The following is an 18,248-nucleotide window of genomic DNA, read 5'->3' on the forward strand; positions in this document are numbered from 1 at the left end:
ATCACATCGAAATCTGGGTCCGGCCGATCACCCAGGCGGTGGCAGTCTGCCGCTCGTCGAGAGGCTGGAGGAACTGAACCGCGGGGTCGCAGGACCGATCGGGCTGTGATCACTGACCTGTGGCCCGCAATCACGGTGATGGTGAGGTACGGGAGCGGGCCGTGCAGACATGAAAGCGGCCCCGACGCGTCGAGCGCAATCGGGGCCGCCGCGCGACCGGCCGTTCAGAGGGGGGCCGTTCGGCGGTCGCGGCTGACCGGAACTTCTACGCCTCCGAGGGGGACGGGGACTGATTCCGGCTTGCGCACGACTATACGACATCATCCGAGCGTGCGCGACCATCGATGGAGGCGCGATTCGTGTCCGCACGATCAGGTATGAATGAGGCATGGCCACCCCCGTCCTCACGCCCGACAACCCGTTTGCCGCGCCGTGGTCCTTGCCCTACGGACTCCCTGATTTCGCAGCGGTCCATACCGAGCATCTGCGTCCAGCGCTCGAGGCAGGCATGGCGCAGCAGCGTCAGGAGTGGGACCGGATCGCCACCCGGCCCGAGCTTGCGACCGTCGCGAACACCCTCGACGCACTGGAGTCCTCAGGAGCCTTGCTCACGCGAGTCGAGCACGTCTTCCACACCCTCGTCAGCTCCGTCGGCACCGATGAGCTTCGCGACATCGAAGCCGAGTACGCCCCGCGGCTGGCCGAGCACGCCGACGCGCTCTGGCTCGACGATCGCATCCACGACCGGCTCCGTGAACTGGCCGGTGCCACGCACGACGACGAGACCGCCTGGGTGCTGAACCGGTACCTCACCAGGTACGAACGTTCCGGCATCGGGCTCGACGCGGCCGGCCGTAGCCGGCTCCGGCACCTCAATGCCCAGATCACCGCCCTGCAGACCCAGTTCGCCCAGCGCGTGGTCAGCGGTCTCGAGGCGGCGGCCGTTCCCGTCGCCGATGCCGAGTTGTCCGGACTGGCCGAGAGCACCATCTCCGGTCTCCAGCAGGCGGCAGCCGACCGTGGCCAGGGCGGTGCGCTGGTCACCCTCGGTCTGCCCACCGCGCAGCCGATCGTCGGTCAGGCGCCCGACCGCGGTCTGCGCCAGCGGGTGCACATTGCCTCCGTCTCCCGCGGCACGGGGCCGGATACAGCCTCTGACACCCGCCAAATCGTGCTGGAGCTCGCCCGCATCCGCGCCGAACGTGCCGAGTTGCTCGGATTCGCTCACCACGCCGACTACGTCGCCCAGGGCGCCACAGCCAAGACGGCGGACGCCGTCACCGGCATGCTCGGCCAGCTGGCTGGGCCGGCCGTCCGCAACGCCCGGCAGGAGGCGGACGAGCTCGAGCAGGCGTTGCAGCGCGACGAGCCCGGCGCGAGCCTGCAAGCCTGGGACTGGGCGTTCTACGCCGACCGCGTGCGCCAGGATCGCTACTCCTTCGACGAGGGTGCTCTGCGCCCGTATCTCGAGCTGGACCGTGTGATCCACGACGGTGTCTTCTACGCCGCAGAGCAGTTGTACGGCATCACCTTCACCCGCCGTGAGGACCTGCAGGGGTATGCGGACAGGGTGCGCGTCTACGAGGTGTTCGAGGCCGACGGAACCGGCCTGGGCCTGTTCGTGGCCGATTACTACGCGCGGGAGGGCAAGCGCGGCGGTGCATGGATGCACCATCTCGTCGATGGCTCCGGACTGCTCGATCGTCGCCCCGTGGTGGTCAACAACCTCAATATCAACCGGCCCGGGCCAGGTGAGCCGACGCTGCTGACCTGGGATGAGGTGATCACCGCCTTCCACGAATTCGGTCACGCCCTGCACGGCCTGTTCGCCGACTCTCGCTACCCGTCCGTCTCGGGCACCTCGGTGCCGCGGGACTTCGTGGAGTTCCCCTCACAGGTGAACGAGATGTGGGCCTGGCACCCGCAGGTGCTGGCCCGGTTCGCTCGGCACCACGCCACCGGCGAGTCGATGCCGGCCGAGCTCCTGGATCGGCTGCGGCAGTCCCAGTCATTCGGGGAGGGCTTCGCGACCACCGAGTATCTTGCCGCCGCCCTGCTCGACCAAGCCTGGCACCGCCTTACCCCCGATGAGGTCCCGACCCAGGCAAACGAGGTGGAAGCCTTCGAGGCACGTGCCCTGGACGAGCACGGTCTCGCCTATCCGCTGGTGCCGCCGCGGTACCGGACCACCTACTTCAACCACACTTTCGGCGGCGGCTATGACGCCGGCTACTACTCCTACATCTGGAGCGAGGTGCTAGACGCCGATACCGTGGACTGGTTCCGCCAGGAGGCCAGCGAGAATGAGGACGGCGGGCTGAACCGGGCTGCCGGGCAGCGCTTTCGCGATGCTCTCCTTTCCCGTGGCCACAGCCAGGACCCGCTCGACTCCTATCGCGACCTGCGAGGCCGCGACCCGATCATCGACCCGTTGCTGCGACGCCGAGGACTGCACTCATGAGCACCCAGACCCCTACGCCCACTGCTGCTGAGCTGGATGCGGTCCGCATCTGCCGCGAACTGATCCGGATCGACTCCTCCAACTATGGGGACGGCTCCGGGCCCGGAGAGCGCGAAGCCGCCGAGTATGTGATGGGACTGCTCACCGAGGTCGGCTATGAGCCCGAGTATTTCGAGTCCGCCGACCGGCGCGCCAACGTGGTGCTGCGCATTCCAGGCGCGGACTCCTTCCGGCCCGCCCTGGTGGTGCACGGCCACCTCGATGTGGTGCCGGCACAGGCCCGGGACTGGAAGATGGACCCCTTCGGCGGCGACGAGATGGACGGCATGATCTGGGGCCGGGGTGCCGTGGACATGAAGGACATGGACGCGATGATCCTCGCGGTGGTGCGGGACATGAAGCGCAACGGCTGGCAGCCGCCTCGCGATCTGATCATCGCCTTCTTCGCCGACGAGGAACACGGCGGTACCTACGGCGCCCGGTGGGCGGTGGAGAACCGTCCAGAGCTGTTCGCCGGTGCGACTGAGGCGATCAGCGAAGTCGGCGGCTACTCCGTGGAGCTGGGCGGTCAGCGCGCCTACTTGCTGCAGACGGCGGAGAAGGGCATCGCGTGGCTGCGGATGATTGCCGAAGGCACGGCAGGGCACGGCTCTCAGATCAACACTGACAACGCCGTCACCCGGCTCGCCGGAGCAGTTGCGCGGATCGGCGCTCACTCGTGGGGCACCGAGCTGGCGCCGACCGTGCGCGCCCTGCTGGACGGCGTCTCAGACGTGACCGGGATCGCCTACGACCCGCAGGACCGCGCGTCAATCGATGCGCTGGTCACCTCACTCGGATCGGCGAGCAAGTTCGTCGGGGCGACGCTCTCGACCTGGGCCAACCCCACGCAGTTGGACGCCGGCTACAAGGCGAATGTCGTGCCGGGAGGAGCCGAGGCGGTCATCGACGTGCGCTTCCTGCCGGGCCAGGAAGAGCAGACGATGGCGACGCTGCGTAAACTGGCAGGGGAGGGCATTCGGTTCGAGGACGTGCAGCGTTCGATCGCTCTGGAAGTGCCGTTCAGCGGCGACCTGGTGGACCGGATGGTCGACGCGCTGGACGCGGAGGACCCGGGCGCCGTCGTGCTTCCGTACATGCTCTCGGGCGGCACGGACAACAAGCACCTCGCCGATCTGGGGATCACCGGATACGGTTTCGCCCCACTGCAGCTGCCACCTGAGCTAGATTTCGCCGGCATGTTCCACGGCGTGGATGAGCGTGTGCCGGTGGCGGCGGTGGAGTTCGGCGTCCGCGTGCTGGAGCGGTTCCTGCGGACCTGCTGAGGCTGCGACCGCTCTGGCTCACAGGGTGCTGACCACCCGGATGATCTTGCGGCGCAACCACACCTTCCGCACCCCGCCCAGGTAGATGCGGTGGCGCGAGAGCTCCCAGCGGCCGTACTCGGCCTGCTCGGTGAGCAGCTGGCGCACATCGGTGCGGCTCGCGCTCGGCGGGATGGAGACCACGCGGAACTCGTACTGAGCGGCCGACCGTGTCGATCGTGTCGATCGTGTTGCGGGAGTTCCTGCCATGGCGACACCATAGTCGCCCCCGGCCCGAGTGTGGGTCAGCAGCGGGGCCGGGTGTGCCAGAGCGCACTGGACCGGGCCGAAAATGGCTCTCCACCCAGCCGGTTGAAGGTGCTACGGTCAGGCCATGGCCAAGGATCTGCGCGCTGCGCTGGACGATCTCCTCACCGCTTTTGAGGCTCACCTCGACGCTGCCGAGGGTGCTCCGGAGGATGACGACCCGACCGTGCTGAACGCGGCCGCGGCACTCGCTGACGCCTTCGAGAACTACGACGAGATGCTCTACGACGAGCTCGGGGTGGACACTCCGTTCGTCGTCTATGACGGCGATGAGGACGATCTCGAGGATGATGACCTCGACGAGTTCGACACCGATGACAGTGATGACTCCGACGCCTACGACGACGATCTTGAGGTCGAGGTGGACGACCAGCGCTGAGCGCTGATCGCTGCGCACTCATCGCTGAGTCGCTGAGTCGGACGGGCCTCAGCGACGCTCGGGATACCCGAGGACTGGTGCGGTGATCTCGTCGAGCGCATCCCGGATCTGCTCGGGAAGTTCCAGGTCCACCGCTGCCAGTGAGCCCCGTAGTTGGGCTGGGGTCCGTGCTCCCACGACGGCGGAGCTCACCCCGGGCGTGTCCCGCACCCAGGCCAGGGCCACCTCGACCGGTGCACGGCCCAGTCCGTCCGCAGCCGTAACCACGGCCTCGACCACGCTGCGCGAGCCGTCGGTCAGATAGGGCTCGACGAACCCGCGCAGGTGCGGAGATGCCGCCCGGGAGTCGGCGGGTACCGAGCGCCGGTACTTGCCGCTGAGCACTCCGCGTCCCAGGGGAGACCAGGCGAGCACGCCCGCACCGAGAGCCCTGGCACCTGGGAGGAGTTCACGTTCGATCCCGCGCTGCAGCAGAGAGAACTCCATCTGCACTGCTGCCAGGCCAGGGGAGAGACCCGGCGACAGACCCGGTCCGCACTCCAGCAAGGTGGCCGCGCGTGCGGTCTGCCAGGCGGGATGGTTCGCGAGCCCGACATACCGGGTGCGGCCGCTGTCGACAGCGTGGCGCAGCGCCGAGACGGTTTCCTCGAGCGGGGTGCCTGGATCAGGGGCCTGGACGAGCCACACGTCGAGGTGATCGGTCCCCAACCGCTTCAAGGTGGCGTCGAGCCCGTCGAGCAACGCGCCCCGAGAGGCGTCCACACGGCCGTCTCGCACGCCGGCCTTCGAGCACAGCAACAACTCGTCGCGTTCGGCGACCGTGCCCAGCAGACCACCGATGACCTCTTCTGCCATGCCTCCGGAGTAGGTGGCTGCCGTGTCCAGCAGCGTTCCTCCGGCATCCAGGAAGACCTTGAGCTGTTCGGCAGCCTCGTGCTCGTCGGTGTCGCGCCCCCAGGTCATCGTTCCCAGTGCCACCGAGGAGACACGCAGTCCGCTCGCGCCCAGTCGCCGTGTCTGCATGGCAGCGAGGTTACCCGTCATGACCGGGTCGGCCGGTTATCGTTGGGCCTCGTGACATGGTGGGAAGCCCTCGTGCTGGGGGTCATACAAGGACTGACCGAGTTCCTCCCGATCTCCTCGAGTGCGCACCTGCGCATCGTTGGTGATCTGATGGGACAGGACCCGGGGGCGGCGTTCACCGCCATCACCCAGATCGGAACCGAGGCCGCGGTGGTGCTCTACTTCCGACGTGACATCGCCCGGATCATCAGCCGATGGGCCCAGGCGCTCCCGGTGGGGCCCTGGAAGAACCAGGTGCCCCGCAATGATCCGGACGCCCGCATGGGATGGTTCGTCATCTGCGGCTCCATCCCCATCGTGGTGCTCGGGCTGCTGTTCCAGGATGCGATCGAGCATGCGTTGCGTAACCTCTATCTCACCGCGCTCGTTCTCTCCGTGTTCGCGGTGATCCTCGGGATCGCCGACGTCCGTGGCCGGAAGGAGCGCGTGCTGACCCAGTTGACCTGGAAGCACGCCTGGTTGTACGGCTTCGCGCAGTCGCTCGCGTTGGTGCCCGGCGTGTCCCGCTCCGGCGGAACCATCACCGCCGGCCTCCTCATGGGCTACACCCGGGAGGCGGCGGCGCGGTACTCCTTCCTGCTCGCGATCCCGGCCGTCTTGGGTTCTGGCTTCTACCAGCTCGTCAAGAGCGGAGGTACCGGTGGCGCCGCGGGCTTCGGCCCCACCCTGCTCGCCACGATCGTGGCATTCGGCGTCGGCTACGTGGTGATCATCGCGTTCTTGAAGATCGTCTCGACCTACTCCTACCTCCCCTTCGTCTACTACCGCATCGTGCTGTCGGTGATCGTCGTGGCGCTGCTGCTGGCCGGAGTCGTTGCCCCGCTGCCGAGCACGTGACCCAGGGCACGCTGTGGTCAGAGCCGCCCGAGCCACTCGTTAGGCTGAGATCGTGCAATCTTGGACGAGCCCTGCGATCCCTGCGCTGCCCGGTCGGGGTCAGCGTCCCCAGTTGCATGACACAGCCACCGGAGAACGTGTCGATCCTGTCAGCGAGGGCGTGGGAACCCTGTACGTATGTGGGATCACTCCCTACGACTCCACTCACCTCGGCCATGCGTTCACCTATGTGGCCTTCGACACCCTGAATCGCGTCTGGCGCGACGCCGGGGTTGACGTCCGCTACGCACAGAACATCACCGACATCGACGACCCGCTGCTCGAGCGGGCGGAGGCGACCGGGGTTGACTGGCGAGATCTGGCCAACGACCAGATCGACCTGTTCCGCTCGGACATGTCCACACTGCGGGTGCTGCCGCCTGACCACTACATCGGCGTGGTGGAGGCGATGGACCTGCTGGTGACCGCCGTCGAGGCGATGCTCGCCGCCGGTGCCGCCTACCGGGTCGAGCAGGACATCTACGCCGACCTCTCCGCCGACGACCGGTTCGGCTCGCTCAGCCACCTCGACCCGGAAGCGATGGCCACGCTGTTCGCCGAACGCGGCGGGGACCCGGACCGGCCAGGCAAGCGCGCCCCGTTGGACCCGCTGCTGTGGCGCGGCCAGCGTCCGGGCGAGCCCCACTGGGACGGGCATAGTCTCGGACCCGGGCGGCCGGGATGGCACATCGAGTGCGGTGCGATCGCCGCCGATTACCTGGGTCTGCCCGTGAGCGTGCAAGGGGGCGGTCAAGACCTGATCTTCCCGCATCACGAGATGGGCACCAGTCATCTGCGGTTCCTGCCCGATCCGGGCACGCACGGCGATCAGAGCACCCAGGGCAGGTCACGGGAACCGATCCGGTGCTTCGTCCACACGGGACTGGTGGCCTACCAGGGCCACAAGATGAGCAAGTCGCTGGGGAACCTGGTGTTCATCTCGCGCCTGGTCGCCCACGGGGTGGACCCGCGCGCGATCCGGCTGGCGCTGCTCGACCACACCTACCGCGATTCCTGGGAGTTCACACACCCCCAACTGGAGATCGCCGGCACCCGGCTCGCGCGCTGGCGTCAGGTTGCCGCCGAGCCCGTCCGGGAAGAATCCACAGCGGCGAAATTCCTGGAGCGGTTGCGAACTGCCCTGGCCGACGATCTCGACACCCCGGAGGCGTTGCGAGTTCTCGACTCCTGGGCCCGTGAGCGTGGTGCGGGGGACCCTGGGCTGTTCGCCGACGCCGTCGACGCGCTCCTCGGTGTGGACTTGCGAGACTGATCCCCCCAGCACACTGATCACCCCAGCACTGAGCCCAGAAGGTGATCAGCCCGGCCCGTGCCCAGGATCGCGGCGGCGCAGGAACTTCTCGAACTCCCGCGCGATCGCCTCGCCCGAAGCCTCCGGGAGCTCGGCGGTGTCCTTGGCCTCTTCCAGCTGCTGCACGTACTCGGCCACCTCCGGATCGTCCGAGGCGAGCTCGTCGACGCCGTCCTGCCACGCCTTCGCGTCTTCCGGCAGGTCTCCCACCGGGGTGGGCTCGCCGAGCAGTTCATCCAGAGCCGTGAGGATGGCCAGTGTGGCCTTGGGCGACGGCGGTTGTGCCACATAGTGCGGGACGGCTGCCCACACGTTCAGCGCGTGCATGTTGCGGTCGGCAGCCAGGTGAGTCAGCACCCCGGTGATCCCGGTCGGGCCGTCGTAGTCGCTCTCCTCAACGTCCAGCAACGCCTGCACCCGCCGGTCGTCCGAACTCGTCTGCACCGGAATCGGCCGGGTGTGTGGCACATCGGCGAGCAATGCCCCGAGGCACACCACGGTTCCGACATCCAGCTCCTCGGCGATGTCGAGCAGCTGGCCACAGAAATCGCGCCACCGCATCGACGGCTCCACGCCCTGGACGAGCACGAGCCGCCGCCCTCGCTGCGGTGTGGCCGTCACTGAGACCGTCGTACTCGGCCAGGTGAGTACTCGGTGGCCCCGTTCGTCACGGCTGATCGTCGGGCGGTTGACCTGGAAGTCGTGGAACAGGTCAGGATCGAGGCGACTCACCTCCCGCACGTCCCAGGATTCGGCGATGTGCGCCAACGCCGAGCTCGCCGCCGAACCGGCGTCGTTCCACCCCTCGAACGCAGCGATGAGCATCGCCGGAGGCACCTCGGTGCCGGTGTCTGCGGTGTCGTCGGGGTCCGAGCCGCGGTGGCGTGGCGGAGTGGTCACCAGTCCAGCCTACGACGCCGTCGCCTCCTGTCCGCTCGTGGCGCCAGCCCCAGGCCTGGTACGCCGTAGACTCGGCGAGTGCCTCGAACCACCACTGAGACCGATCTCGCCGCCGTCCTGTGGGATATGGACGGCACCCTGGTCGACACCGAGCCCTACTGGATCGCCGTCGAGATGGAGTTGGCGGCCGCACATGGCGGCTCCTGGGACGAATCACTCGGTACCGATCTGGTCGGAATGCCGTTGCAGGTCTCGGCTGCCGCGCTGCGCGACCGGGCCGGGGTACGCGGCAGCGTCGAGGAGATCATCGAGTTGATGATCGCGGGCGTCATCGACCGGATCGCCACGCGCGGGCTGCCGTGGCGGCCCGGGGCCCGGGAACTGCTCGAGGAGCTTCGCGCCGCTGGAGTCCCGCTCGCGCTGGTCACCATGTCCTGGCGGCGGCTGACGGATGTGGTGCTGGCCGCCTTGGAACCGAACCCGTTCACCGTGATCGTCACCGGCGATGAGGTCACCCGCGGCAAACCCCATCCGGAGCCCTACCTGCGAGCCGCCGCAGAGCTCGGGGTCGACCCGGCGTCCTGCGTCGCGATCGAGGATTCGCTGCCGGGTCTTGCCTCGGCGGAAGCATCGGGCGCTGCTGTCATCGGCGTGCAGGCCAAGGTCCCCATCCCGGCAGCCAAGGGCCGCAGCAGGTTTCCCAGTCTTGCCGGAATCACCGTCGCCGATCTGCGTCGCATCGTCGCCGGAGATATGGATGACCGGCTACCAGATGACTGATCGGCCCGTACCGCGTCCGCGACCAGCCGGCCAGACCACCCGCGGTTGGCGGATCGGCAGCGTCGGTGGAGCGCCGGTGGTGGTCACTGCCGGGTGGCTCCTCATCGCCGGCGTCCTCGTCGCCCTGGTCGGACCACAGCTGCAGTCCCTCACGGGTGCGGGCCCGATCGCCTACCTGTGGGCCCTCGCCGTCCCGGCTCTCCTGTTCGTCTCAGTGCTCGCTCACGAGCTCGCGCATGGCTGGGCCGCCCGCGCCCGCAAGGTACCGGTCCGCGAGTACGTCGTCACGCTGTGGGGCGGGCACACCTCCTTCAGCGGCGGACTGCGCAGCCCTGGCGACTCGGCTTTGATCTCCGTGGCCGGCCCGGCGGCGAACCTGGCGCTCGCCGCACTCGCCTGGTTCCTCGGGGACGGCCTTCCTGGACTCCCGGGCCTGGCCCTGGACGCCTTCACGTACACCAACGCCTTCGTCGGCATCTTCAACCTGCTGCCCGCGCTCCCGCTTGACGGTGGCAAGCTGCTCGAGGCCGCCGTCTGGTCGATCAGCAAGGACCGCTCGCTGGGCACCATCGTCGCCGCCCGTGCCGGGCAGGTGCTCGCCGTCGTCGTGCTCGGCGGTAGCCTGCTCGTGCCGCTGCTGCGCGGGGAACGGCCGAGCGTGGTCACCGCCGTCTGGGCGGCCCTGGTAGCCGGGGTGCTGTGGACCGGGGCCCAGGCATCGTTGCGGCAAGCCAAGGCCCAGCGCAGCGCCCAGGCGATCGACCTGGCGGCGATCGCCTCCGGCGCTCACGTGCTGCACGCCCGCGGCACGGTCGCCGATGCCGATCAGGTGCTGGCCCGCACGCCCTCGGTCGGCATCGTGCTGGTCGATGACCGCGGCAAGCCGGTCGCCCTGGTCGACCGGCAGGCGCTGACCGCCGTGCCTGCCACCGGCCGCCAGGAGGTGCCGCTCAGCGCGGTCGCGCACGCCGTCCCGCCGGCCGCGCTCGTGACCCGCACCCGTGGCCCGGAAGCCGTGGCCCAGGTGGCCCGAGCGGCACAGGCAGGGGCCGCCGTCGTGATCCTCGTCGGGCCGACCGATCCCTCCGGTGACCCGAACCGGGGACTGATCCCGGCGCAGGTGCTCGGACTGGTGCCGGTCTCGCAGGTGGTGGGGCTGCTGGGCGGGCGGCGCGCGTAGACTGCCCACCCGTGACTTCCGATGCCTCCACCGACCAGCCCACCGGGTCCGCGATGCGCCGGGGCCCCTTCCGCTCCGGTGACAAGGTCCAGCTGACCGATCCCAAGGGACGACTGACCACGATCACCCTGACCGAGGACGGCGTCTACCACACGCATCGCGGTTCATTCGGCCATGACGAGCTCATCGGTGCACCGGAGGGCACGGTCGTGAGCACCACCGCCGGTATCGAGTACCTTGCCCTGCGGCCGCTGCTCGCGGACTTCGTGCTCTCGATGCCACGCGGGGCAGCGGTGATCTACCCCAAGGACGCCGGACAGATCGTGACTCAGGCCGACATCTTCCCCGGTGCACGAGTGGTCGAGGCAGGTGTCGGCTCGGGTGCGCTCTCGCTGTCTCTGCTGCGCGCGGTGGGCGACTCCGGTTCCCTGCTCTCGGTGGAACGACGCGAGGACTTCGCCGAGATCGCCCGCGGCAACATCGAGGACTTCTTCGGCAGGTCCCACCCAGCCTGGACACTGCGCATCGGTGATCTCGCCGAGGTCCTTCCGGAGGCTGTGGAACCAGGGTCGGTGGACCGGATCATCCTGGACATGCTCGCCCCCTGGGAAAACCTGGACGCCGTGGCGCACGCACTGACGCCCGGTGGCGTGCTGCTCGCCTACGTCGCCACCGCCACCCAGCTGTCGCGCTTCGCCGAGGACGCCAAGGCAGACGGGCGCTTCACCGAGCCCGTCGCATGGGAGTCGATGGTGCGTGGCTGGCATCTCGAGGGCCTGGCCGTGCGACCCGAGCACCGGATGATCGGGCATACAGGCTTCCTCGTGACCACCCGTCGGATGGCGCCGGGCGTGAGTGCACCGCTGCGGCGTCGTCGGCCGGCCCCCGGTGCCTACGCCGAGGAAGGTGTGGCCGTGGACGAAGGCGCGCTCGCGGCAGACCTGGGCGAGCGGGACGTCTCACCGAAGAAGCTGCGCAAGCTGCGCCGTTCCTTCGATGCTCATCGCCGGGCGCGTGAGGGCACTGCCACACCCGCGGACCAGCAGGCGGACCCCGGGACGGACCGCACGGAGGCTGACCTAGAGTAGGAGTCCGGGCGCAGGAGGGAGCAGCGATGGCCGAGAACACCACCGCACGCGAGCGGGAGTTGCAGGAGCAGGCGGTCTCGCTCGCGGCGAAGAACGAACGTCTCGTCACAGCGCTCACCACGGCGCGTTCGCAGTTGGTCGAGATGCGCTCCCAGCTGGAGGAGATGAGCAGACCGCCGGCGAGCTACGGCGTCTTCGTACGCTCGCACTCCGATCGCACGGTCGACGTCATCTCCTCCGGTCGCAAGTTGCGGGTGGGTATCTCCCCGCACGTGGCCGTGGAGTCCCTGCACCCCGGGCAGGAGGTGCAGCTCAACGAGGCCATGATCCTCGTCGCTGCCGGCGGCTATGAGCCTGTCGGTGAGCTCGTCACCGTCAAGGAGATGCTCGGCGACGGCCGCGCCCTCGTGCTGGGACGGGCCGAGGAAGAACGTGTGGTACGGCTTGCCGGGCCGCTGGTCGGCACCGGTATCCGGGTGGGGGATGCCCTCACCGTGGACACGCGGACCGGCTTCGCATTCGAGAAGATCCCGCGCTCGGAGGTCGAGGACCTCATGCTCGAGGAGGTCCCCGATGTCGCCTATACCGACATCGGTGGCCTGGCGCGGCAGATCGAACAGATCCGGGACGCCGTCGAGCTACCGTTCGGGCACCCCGACCTGTTCCGCGAGCACGGGCTCAAGCCGCCCAAGGGCCTGCTGTTGTACGGCCCGCCCGGGTGCGGGAAGACCCTCATCGCCAAGGCTGTGGCCACCTCCCTCGCCCACACCGCCGGCCAGGGCGTCGCCGAGGGCGAGCCGGTGCGCAGCTATTTCCTCAACATCAAGGGACCGGAGCTCCTCAACAAGTTCGTCGGGGAGACCGAGCGCCACATCCGGCTGATCTTCTCCCGGGCACGGGAGAAGGCCTCCCAGGGCGTGCCGGTGGTGGTCTTCTTCGATGAGATGGAGTCGCTGTTCCGCACCCGCGGCACGGGGGTCTCCTCGGACGTGGAGACCACGATTGTGCCGCAGTTGCTCGCCGAGATCGATGGCGTGGAGCGGCTCGAGAACGTGATCGTGATCGGTGCCTCCAACCGGGAGGACATGATCGATCCGGCGATCCTGCGACCCGGCCGGCTGGACGTGAAGATCAAGATCGAACGCCCTGACGCCGAGTCCGCGCAGGACATCTTCAGCAAGTACCTCACGCCTGACCTGCCGATTCACCCGGACGATCTCGCCGAGCACGGGGGCGACGCCTCGGCCGCGGTGGCCGCGATGATCGAACGAGCGGTGGGAAGGATGTACGCCGAGGATCCGGAGAACGAGTTCCTCGAGGTCACCTACGCCAGCGGCGACAAGGAAATCTTGTACTTCAAGGACTTCAACTCGGGCGCGATGGTCGCCAACATCGTGGACCGCGCGAAGAAGGCCGCCATCAAGGATCTGCTCGCCACGGGTGTGCGCGGGATCCGCGTGGAGCACCTGCTCAGCGGTCTCGTCGATGAGTTTCAGGAGAACGAGGACCTGCCCAACACCACCAACCCAGACGACTGGGCCCGGGTGTCCGGGAAGAAGGGGGAGCGGATCGTGTTCATCCGCACGATCGTGCAGCACAAGGACGCCCCGCGGACCAGTCGCACCATCGAGAACATCAGCCCCACCGGCCAGTATCTGTAGGCACATAGGGTGGGCGTCGTGACTGTGCGGCGTGTGATGGGCATCGAGACCGAGTACGGCCTGCTCGGGGTCGGCAACCCGGCAGCCAACCCGATGGTGATGTCCGCCCAGCTCGTCACCGCCTATGCGAACGAGGGCATGCCCGGATCGGCGCGCGCACGGTGGGACTACCAGGACGAGGACCCGCTGCGCGATGCGCGCGGCTTCCGGCTCGACCGCGCCGAGGCGGACCCGAGCCTGCTCACCGACGACCCGCAGCGACCGGCCCCCGAGGGTGATCTGCACCGGGTCACCTTGCGGCGACGCCCCGGTCCGCAGCCCGAGCCGGCCACCGTTGCCAACGTGATCCTGCCCAACGGCGCGCGGTACTACGTCGACCATGCCCACCCCGAGTACTCCAGCCCGGAGGTCACCACCCCTCGGGACGCCGTCCTGTGGGACCGTGCCGGAGAGCAGGTGCTGCTGCGGTCGAGCCGCCTCCTCGCCCAGATCGCGGGCATGCCCGAGATCGCCCTCTACAAGAACAACACCGACGGCAAGGGCGCCAGTTACGGAACACACGAGAACTACCTCGTCGAGCGCGCCGTCCCGTTCGAGGATATCGTCGCTGCCTTGACGCCGTTCTTGGTGACCAGGCCGGTGATCTGTGGCGCAGGACGGGTCGGACGCGGACAGCGCAGCGACGAGGGCGGCTACCAGCTCAGCCAGCGTGCCGACTTCATCGAGGCAGAGGTCGGGTTGGAGACGACGCTACGGCGCCCGATCATCAACACCCGCGATGAGCCGCATGCCGAGTCCAGCCGGTACCGGCGGCTGCACGTCATCGTGGGTGATGCGAACCAGTTCGAGGTCTCCACCTACCTGAAGGTTGGCACCACGGCGCTGCTGCTGTGGTTGCTGGAGCGGCGTGGATTGCCCATGGAGCTGGCAGCGTTGAGGCTGGCTGACCCAGTGCGCGCCGCCCAGGAGGTCAGCCACGATCTCACGCTCACCCGCAGGCTCGATCTCGAGGACGGCAGGCGAATGACGGCGCTGGAGATCCAGCGCACGTACTGCGACGTGCTCACCGAGGCGATCCGGGACGCCAGCGCAGCTGAGGCAGCGGCACCAGACCCGGCAGCCGCACAGACCGCCGATGTGCTGACGCGCTGGGCCCACGTGCTGACCAGGCTGGGTGACGATCCGGCGTCCTGCGCGCGGGAGGTGGAGTGGGTCGCCAAGCTCCGGGTGCTGGAAGCCATGCGCCGCCGCGACGGTCTCGGCTGGGACGCTCCCCGGTTGGCTGCCCTCGACCTGCAGTGGTCCGATCTGCGCCCCGAACGCAGCATCTACTCCCGGCTGGTCGCTGCCGACGCGGTGGAACGGCTCGTCAGCGAGGAGGAGGTCGACGCCGCCGTCCTGCACCCGCCGCAGGACACCCGTGCCTACTTCCGCGGGGAGGCGGTACGCCGCTACCCCGGTGCGGTCGCCGCCGCCAGCTGGGACGCGATCATCTTCGATATCGACGGCGCGCCGGCGCTGCAGCGGGTTCCGATGACCGACCCGCTGCGCGGCACCCGTGCGCATGTGGGAGATCTCCTCGACGCCCACCCCGACCCAGGCACCCTGCTGGCCACCCTCACCGCACGTCCGCCTGACCCGCAGACGTAGGATCAGCCTCACGAAGACCCGTCCGCGCCAACCAGCTACGGAGCCTCGATGTCGCCACGACAGTTCGACCAACGTCACCCAGACCCCCGTCCCGATGACGATCAGGCACCACCCCCGGCCAGCAGTGGGGCTCAGTCACGCGACACCGAGGTCGACTCCCTGCTGGAGGAGATCGACGACGTACTCGAGACCAACGCGGAGTCGTTCGTCCGCGGATTCGTGCAGAAGGGCGGGCAATGACCGCCGGTGCCCGGGAGCAGTACCCCGATCGGCTGCCAGCCGCCTTCACCCGCCCTGGAAGCGCCTCGTTCGTGGAGTTTCTCGCCTCCCACGCGCCCGAACTTCTCCCTGGCGGTACCCACGGCGGGGATGGGAGCCAGGTGGTGACCGACTCCCCGCACGCCACGACGATCGTCGCGGTCGCGGTCGAGGACGGGATTGTGATGGCCGGTGATCGGCGCGCGACCATGGGGTCGGCCATCGCCCACCGGCACATGGAGAAGGTTTTCGCCGCGGACGAGTTCTCCGCTATCGGGATCGCCGGTACCGCCGGGGTCGCGGTCGATCTCGTGCGGCTGTTCCAGCTGGAACTGGAGCACTACGAGAAGATCGAGGGAACACTGCTCTCGCTCGAGGGAAAGGCGAACAGACTGGGCGCGATGGTGCGCGGGAACCTCGCGTTGGCGCTGCGCGGCCTCGTCGCCCTGCCGCTGTTCGGCGGATACGACCCCGGCAGCCGGGTGGGCCGGATCTTCTCCTACGACGTCGTCGGCGGCCGCTACGAGGAGATCGAGTACCACAGCATCGGCTCCGGCTCGGTCCACGCCAAGGGATCACTGAAGAAGCTCTGGCGTCCGGGAATGAGCGTCGAGGACGGGGTTGAGGCGGTCGTGCACGCGCTGATGGACGCCGCCGAGGAGGATTCGGCCACCGGCGGCCCTGACGTCGAACGCGGCATCTACCCGATCGTGGCGCGTGTCGACGACGAAGGCTACCAACGCGTGTCCGACGCGGAGCTGGCGGAGGTGGTCGCGCGGCTCCTCGAGCTGCCCGAACGGAGGAGGCAGGCATGACGCAACCCTTCTACGTCTCGCCCGAGCAGCTGATGAAAGACCGGGCGGACTTCGCACGTAAGGGCATCGCCCGCGGCCGTTCCGTCGTCGTGATCGGTTACGAGGGCGGTATCGCGTTCATCACCGAGAACCCCTCGCGGGCATTGCACAAGATCAGCGAGATCTACGACCGGATCGCCTTCGCGGCGGTCGGCAAGTACAACGAGTTCGAGAACTTGCGGGTGGCCGGTGTCCGGTACGCCGATCTGCGCGGCTACTCCTACGACCGCAGCGACGTCAATGCGCGGGGGCTGGCGAACGCCTACGCCCAGACGCTGGGATCGGTGTTCACCACCGAGTCCAAGCCGCTCGAGGTGGAGATCGCCGTCGCCGAGGTCGGTTCGGACCAGTCGCGGGACCAGATCTACCGGCTCGGCTATGACGGATCGGTCGCGGATGAGTCCGGATACGTCGTCATGGGGGGAGCGGCCGACCAGCTCGGTCACCGCATCGGTGAGTCGTGGCGCCCGGGCATGAGCCTGGCAGAGGTGCTGGTGCTGGCCGTCGGCACGTTGGGGACTGACTCATCCGGGAAGCAGCGCCGGATTCCCGCTCCGGAGCTGGAGGCTGCCGTGCTCGACCGTGCCCGCCGTCGCCGGACCTTTCGCCGGCTGGACGCCGGCGCTCTTGCCGAGTTGCTGGACAGCGATGCACCAGGTGGCCCCGCAGGTGGCACGGGCGCATGAGCCGGCGTATCTTCGGCCTGGAGACCGAGTTCGGTGTCACCTGCGCGGCACCGGAGGGCCGGGGACTGTCCGCGGAGGAGGTGGCACGGTACCTGTTCCGCAAGGTCGTGGCCTGGGGGCGGTCGTCCAACGTCTTCCTCGGAAACGGGGCGCGGCTCTACCTGGATGTCGGATCTCATCCGGAGTATGCGACTGCCGAGTGTGACGACCTGACCCAGCTGGTCGCTCACGACAAGGCAGGTGAGCGCATCCTCGAAGGGCTCGTCGCGGACGCCCAGCAGCGCCTCGACGCCGATGGCATCGATGGACGGGTGCACCTGTTCAAGAACAACGTGGACTCCGCCGGGAACTCTTTCGGCTGCCACGAGAACTACCTGATCCGCCGCCGTGGGGACTTCGCCCGGCTGGCGGAGGTGCTGGTGCCGTTTCTCATCACCCGCCAGGTGCTCACCGGTGCCGGGCACATCCAGGTCACCTCCCGCGGCCCGCTCTACTGCTTCTCCCAGCGGGCCGATCACCTGTGGGAAGCGACAAGCTCGGCGACGACCCGCTCCCGACCGATCATCAACACCCGGGACGAACCCCACGCCGACGCCGACCGGTACCGGCGCCTGCATGTGATCTCCGGAGATTCGTCGATGTCGGAGACGACTACGCTGCTCAAGGTCGGCATGACGGATCTGCTGCTGCGCATGCTGGAGGCCGGGCAGCAGTTCCCGGACCTCAGTCTGGAGAACGCTGTTCGGGCGCTGCGGGAGATCTCCCACGACATCACCGCCACCACATCGGTGACTCTGGCCAGCGGGGCACGCTACACCGCTGTGGAGGTTCAGCAGGTGTATCTGGACCGGGTGCGAGACTACCTGTCCACGACCGATAAGCGACCTCACGACGACCAGGTGGTCGAGCTCTGGTCGCGCGGTCTGAAGGCGCTGCGTCAGCAGGACACCACGCTCGTGGACCGGGACCTCGACTGGGCCATCAAGAAACGGCTCCTTGACCGCTACTCCCAGGCGCACGGCGTCCCGCTCTCGGACCCGAGGGTGCTGCGTCTGGACCTGGCCTACCACGACATCTCACGCACCGACGGCCTCTTCGCCAAGCTGACCGACCGGGACATGGTCACGAGGGTGGTCACCGACGAGCAGATCAGGACGGCGTCCGAGCAGCCCCCGCAGACCACGCGGGCCAAGCTCCGGGGCGAGTTCGTGCAGGCGGCCACAGCCCGCCGACGTGACTACACGGTCGACTGGGTGCACCTCAAGCTCAACGACGGCGCCGGCCGGACCGTGTTGTGCAAGGATCCGTTCCGTTCCGAGGACGAGCGTGTCGCCCGGCTGATCGCGAGCCTCGAGCCTGGCGGTGGTACTCCCACCGCGGGAGCGTAGGATCTGCCCTCGTGTTCCGCTCAAGCCTGCCCGGAGGTCGCTTGCCCGCCCCTCGCGCGCC

At 68.5% G+C, this 18,248-nt stretch carries 17 protein-coding genes; 14 read left to right on the plus strand and 3 right to left on the minus strand.

Annotation, left to right across the window (positions count from 1 at the left end; genetic code table 11):
- The first annotated feature begins 388 nt into the window (after positions 1-388).
- Together IM660_RS08765 and IM660_RS08770 are read left to right on the plus strand one after the other, a co-directional pair.
- Entirely contained in the window at positions 389-2,461 is a 2,073-nt protein-coding gene (locus IM660_RS08765) for a M3 family metallopeptidase (RefSeq protein ID WP_193498941.1), read from the plus strand.
- Positions 2,458-3,786 carry a M20/M25/M40 family metallo-hydrolase gene (locus IM660_RS08770; RefSeq protein WP_193498942.1) on the plus strand — a complete coding sequence of 443 codons (1,329 nt, stop codon included), beginning with the start codon at positions 2,458-2,460 and terminating at the stop codon, positions 3,784-3,786. Before IM660_RS08765 ends, IM660_RS08770 begins: the two co-directional genes overlap by 4 nt.
- Positions 3,787-3,804: 18 nt before the next feature.
- Here the strand turns inward: IM660_RS08770 and IM660_RS08775 are convergent, their stop codons facing one another.
- Positions 3,805-4,035, minus strand: coding sequence for a DUF5703 family protein (locus IM660_RS08775; RefSeq protein WP_193498943.1), 231 nt, complete (start codon positions 4,033-4,035; stop codon positions 3,805-3,807).
- Positions 4,036-4,159: 124 nt separating this feature from the next.
- Between IM660_RS08775 and IM660_RS08780 the strand changes: the two genes are divergently transcribed.
- Entirely contained in the window at positions 4,160-4,471 is a 312-nt protein-coding gene (locus IM660_RS08780) for a DNA primase (protein WP_193498944.1), read from the plus strand.
- Between the two features lie 48 nt (positions 4,472-4,519).
- On the opposite strand, the gene IM660_RS08785 is transcribed toward IM660_RS08780, so the two are convergent.
- Positions 4,520-5,494 carry an aldo/keto reductase gene (locus IM660_RS08785; protein ID WP_193498945.1) on the minus strand — a complete coding sequence of 325 codons (975 nt, stop codon included), beginning with the start codon at positions 5,492-5,494 and terminating at the stop codon, positions 4,520-4,522.
- Positions 5,495-5,545: 51 nt separating this feature from the next.
- Between IM660_RS08785 and IM660_RS08790 the strand changes: the two genes are divergently transcribed.
- Together IM660_RS08790 and mshC are read left to right on the plus strand one after the other, a co-directional pair.
- Positions 5,546-6,391, plus strand: a complete 846-nt coding sequence (locus IM660_RS08790; RefSeq protein WP_193498946.1) for an undecaprenyl-diphosphate phosphatase — start codon at positions 5,546-5,548, stop codon at positions 6,389-6,391.
- A 52-nt stretch (positions 6,392-6,443) separates the two neighbouring features.
- Positions 6,444-7,703, plus strand: a complete 1,260-nt coding sequence (mshC, locus tag IM660_RS08795; protein ID WP_193498947.1) for a cysteine--1-D-myo-inosityl 2-amino-2-deoxy-alpha-D-glucopyranoside ligase — start codon at positions 6,444-6,446, stop codon at positions 7,701-7,703.
- A gap of 45 nt (positions 7,704-7,748) precedes the next feature.
- Here mshC and IM660_RS08800 read toward each other — a convergent pair whose 3' ends face one another.
- Positions 7,749-8,567: a PAC2 family protein gene (locus tag IM660_RS08800; protein WP_193499307.1), complete on the minus strand. Its 819-nt coding sequence runs from the start codon at positions 8,565-8,567 to the stop codon at positions 7,749-7,751.
- 153 nt (positions 8,568-8,720) lie between these two features.
- Here IM660_RS08800 and IM660_RS08805 point away from each other — a divergent pair, with 153 nt between their 5' ends.
- From IM660_RS08805 to pafA, 9 genes are read left to right on the plus strand one after another with little or no spacing between them, the layout of a single operon-like run.
- Positions 8,721-9,422, plus strand: coding sequence for an HAD family hydrolase (locus IM660_RS08805; RefSeq protein ID WP_246465224.1), 702 nt, complete (start codon positions 8,721-8,723; stop codon positions 9,420-9,422).
- Positions 9,400-10,602: a site-2 protease family protein gene (locus IM660_RS08810; protein ID WP_193498948.1), complete on the plus strand. Its 1,203-nt coding sequence runs from the start codon at positions 9,400-9,402 to the stop codon at positions 10,600-10,602. Before IM660_RS08805 ends, IM660_RS08810 begins: the two co-directional genes overlap by 23 nt.
- A 53-nt stretch (positions 10,603-10,655) precedes the next feature.
- Positions 10,656-11,690: a tRNA (adenine-N1)-methyltransferase gene (locus IM660_RS08815; protein WP_193499309.1), complete on the plus strand. Its 1,035-nt coding sequence runs from the start codon at positions 10,656-10,658 to the stop codon at positions 11,688-11,690.
- 26 nt (positions 11,691-11,716) lie between these two features.
- Positions 11,717-13,351 (plus strand): proteasome ATPase, encoded by a 1,635-nt coding sequence (gene arc, locus IM660_RS08820; protein WP_193498949.1) that lies wholly within the window; start codon positions 11,717-11,719, stop codon positions 13,349-13,351.
- Between the two features lie 18 nt (positions 13,352-13,369).
- On the plus strand, positions 13,370-15,001 hold the full coding sequence (dop, locus tag IM660_RS08825; RefSeq protein WP_281389321.1) for a depupylase/deamidase Dop: 1,632 nt from the start codon (positions 13,370-13,372) through the stop codon (positions 14,999-15,001).
- A 48-nt stretch (positions 15,002-15,049) separates the two neighbouring features.
- A complete protein-coding gene (locus tag IM660_RS08830) occupies positions 15,050-15,241 on the plus strand; it encodes a ubiquitin-like protein Pup (protein WP_193498950.1) in 192 nt (63 codons plus the stop codon).
- Positions 15,238-16,074 carry a proteasome subunit beta gene (gene prcB, locus IM660_RS08835; protein WP_193498951.1) on the plus strand — a complete coding sequence of 279 codons (837 nt, stop codon included), beginning with the start codon at positions 15,238-15,240 and terminating at the stop codon, positions 16,072-16,074. Before IM660_RS08830 ends, prcB begins: the two co-directional genes overlap by 4 nt.
- Entirely contained in the window at positions 16,071-16,799 is a 729-nt protein-coding gene (prcA, locus tag IM660_RS08840; RefSeq protein WP_193498952.1) for a proteasome subunit alpha, read from the plus strand. Before prcB ends, prcA begins: the two co-directional genes overlap by 4 nt.
- The gene (gene pafA / locus IM660_RS08845; protein ID WP_193498953.1) at positions 16,796-18,187 is read left to right on the plus strand and encodes a Pup--protein ligase; all 1,392 of its coding nucleotides are present in this window, start codon (positions 16,796-16,798) and stop codon (positions 18,185-18,187) included. Before prcA ends, pafA begins: the two co-directional genes overlap by 4 nt.
- The last annotated feature ends 61 nt before the right edge of the window (positions 18,188-18,248 follow it).

The organism is Ruania alkalisoli (assembly GCF_014960965.1).
GTDB lineage: Bacteria > Actinomycetota > Actinomycetes > Actinomycetales > Beutenbergiaceae > Ruania > Ruania alkalisoli.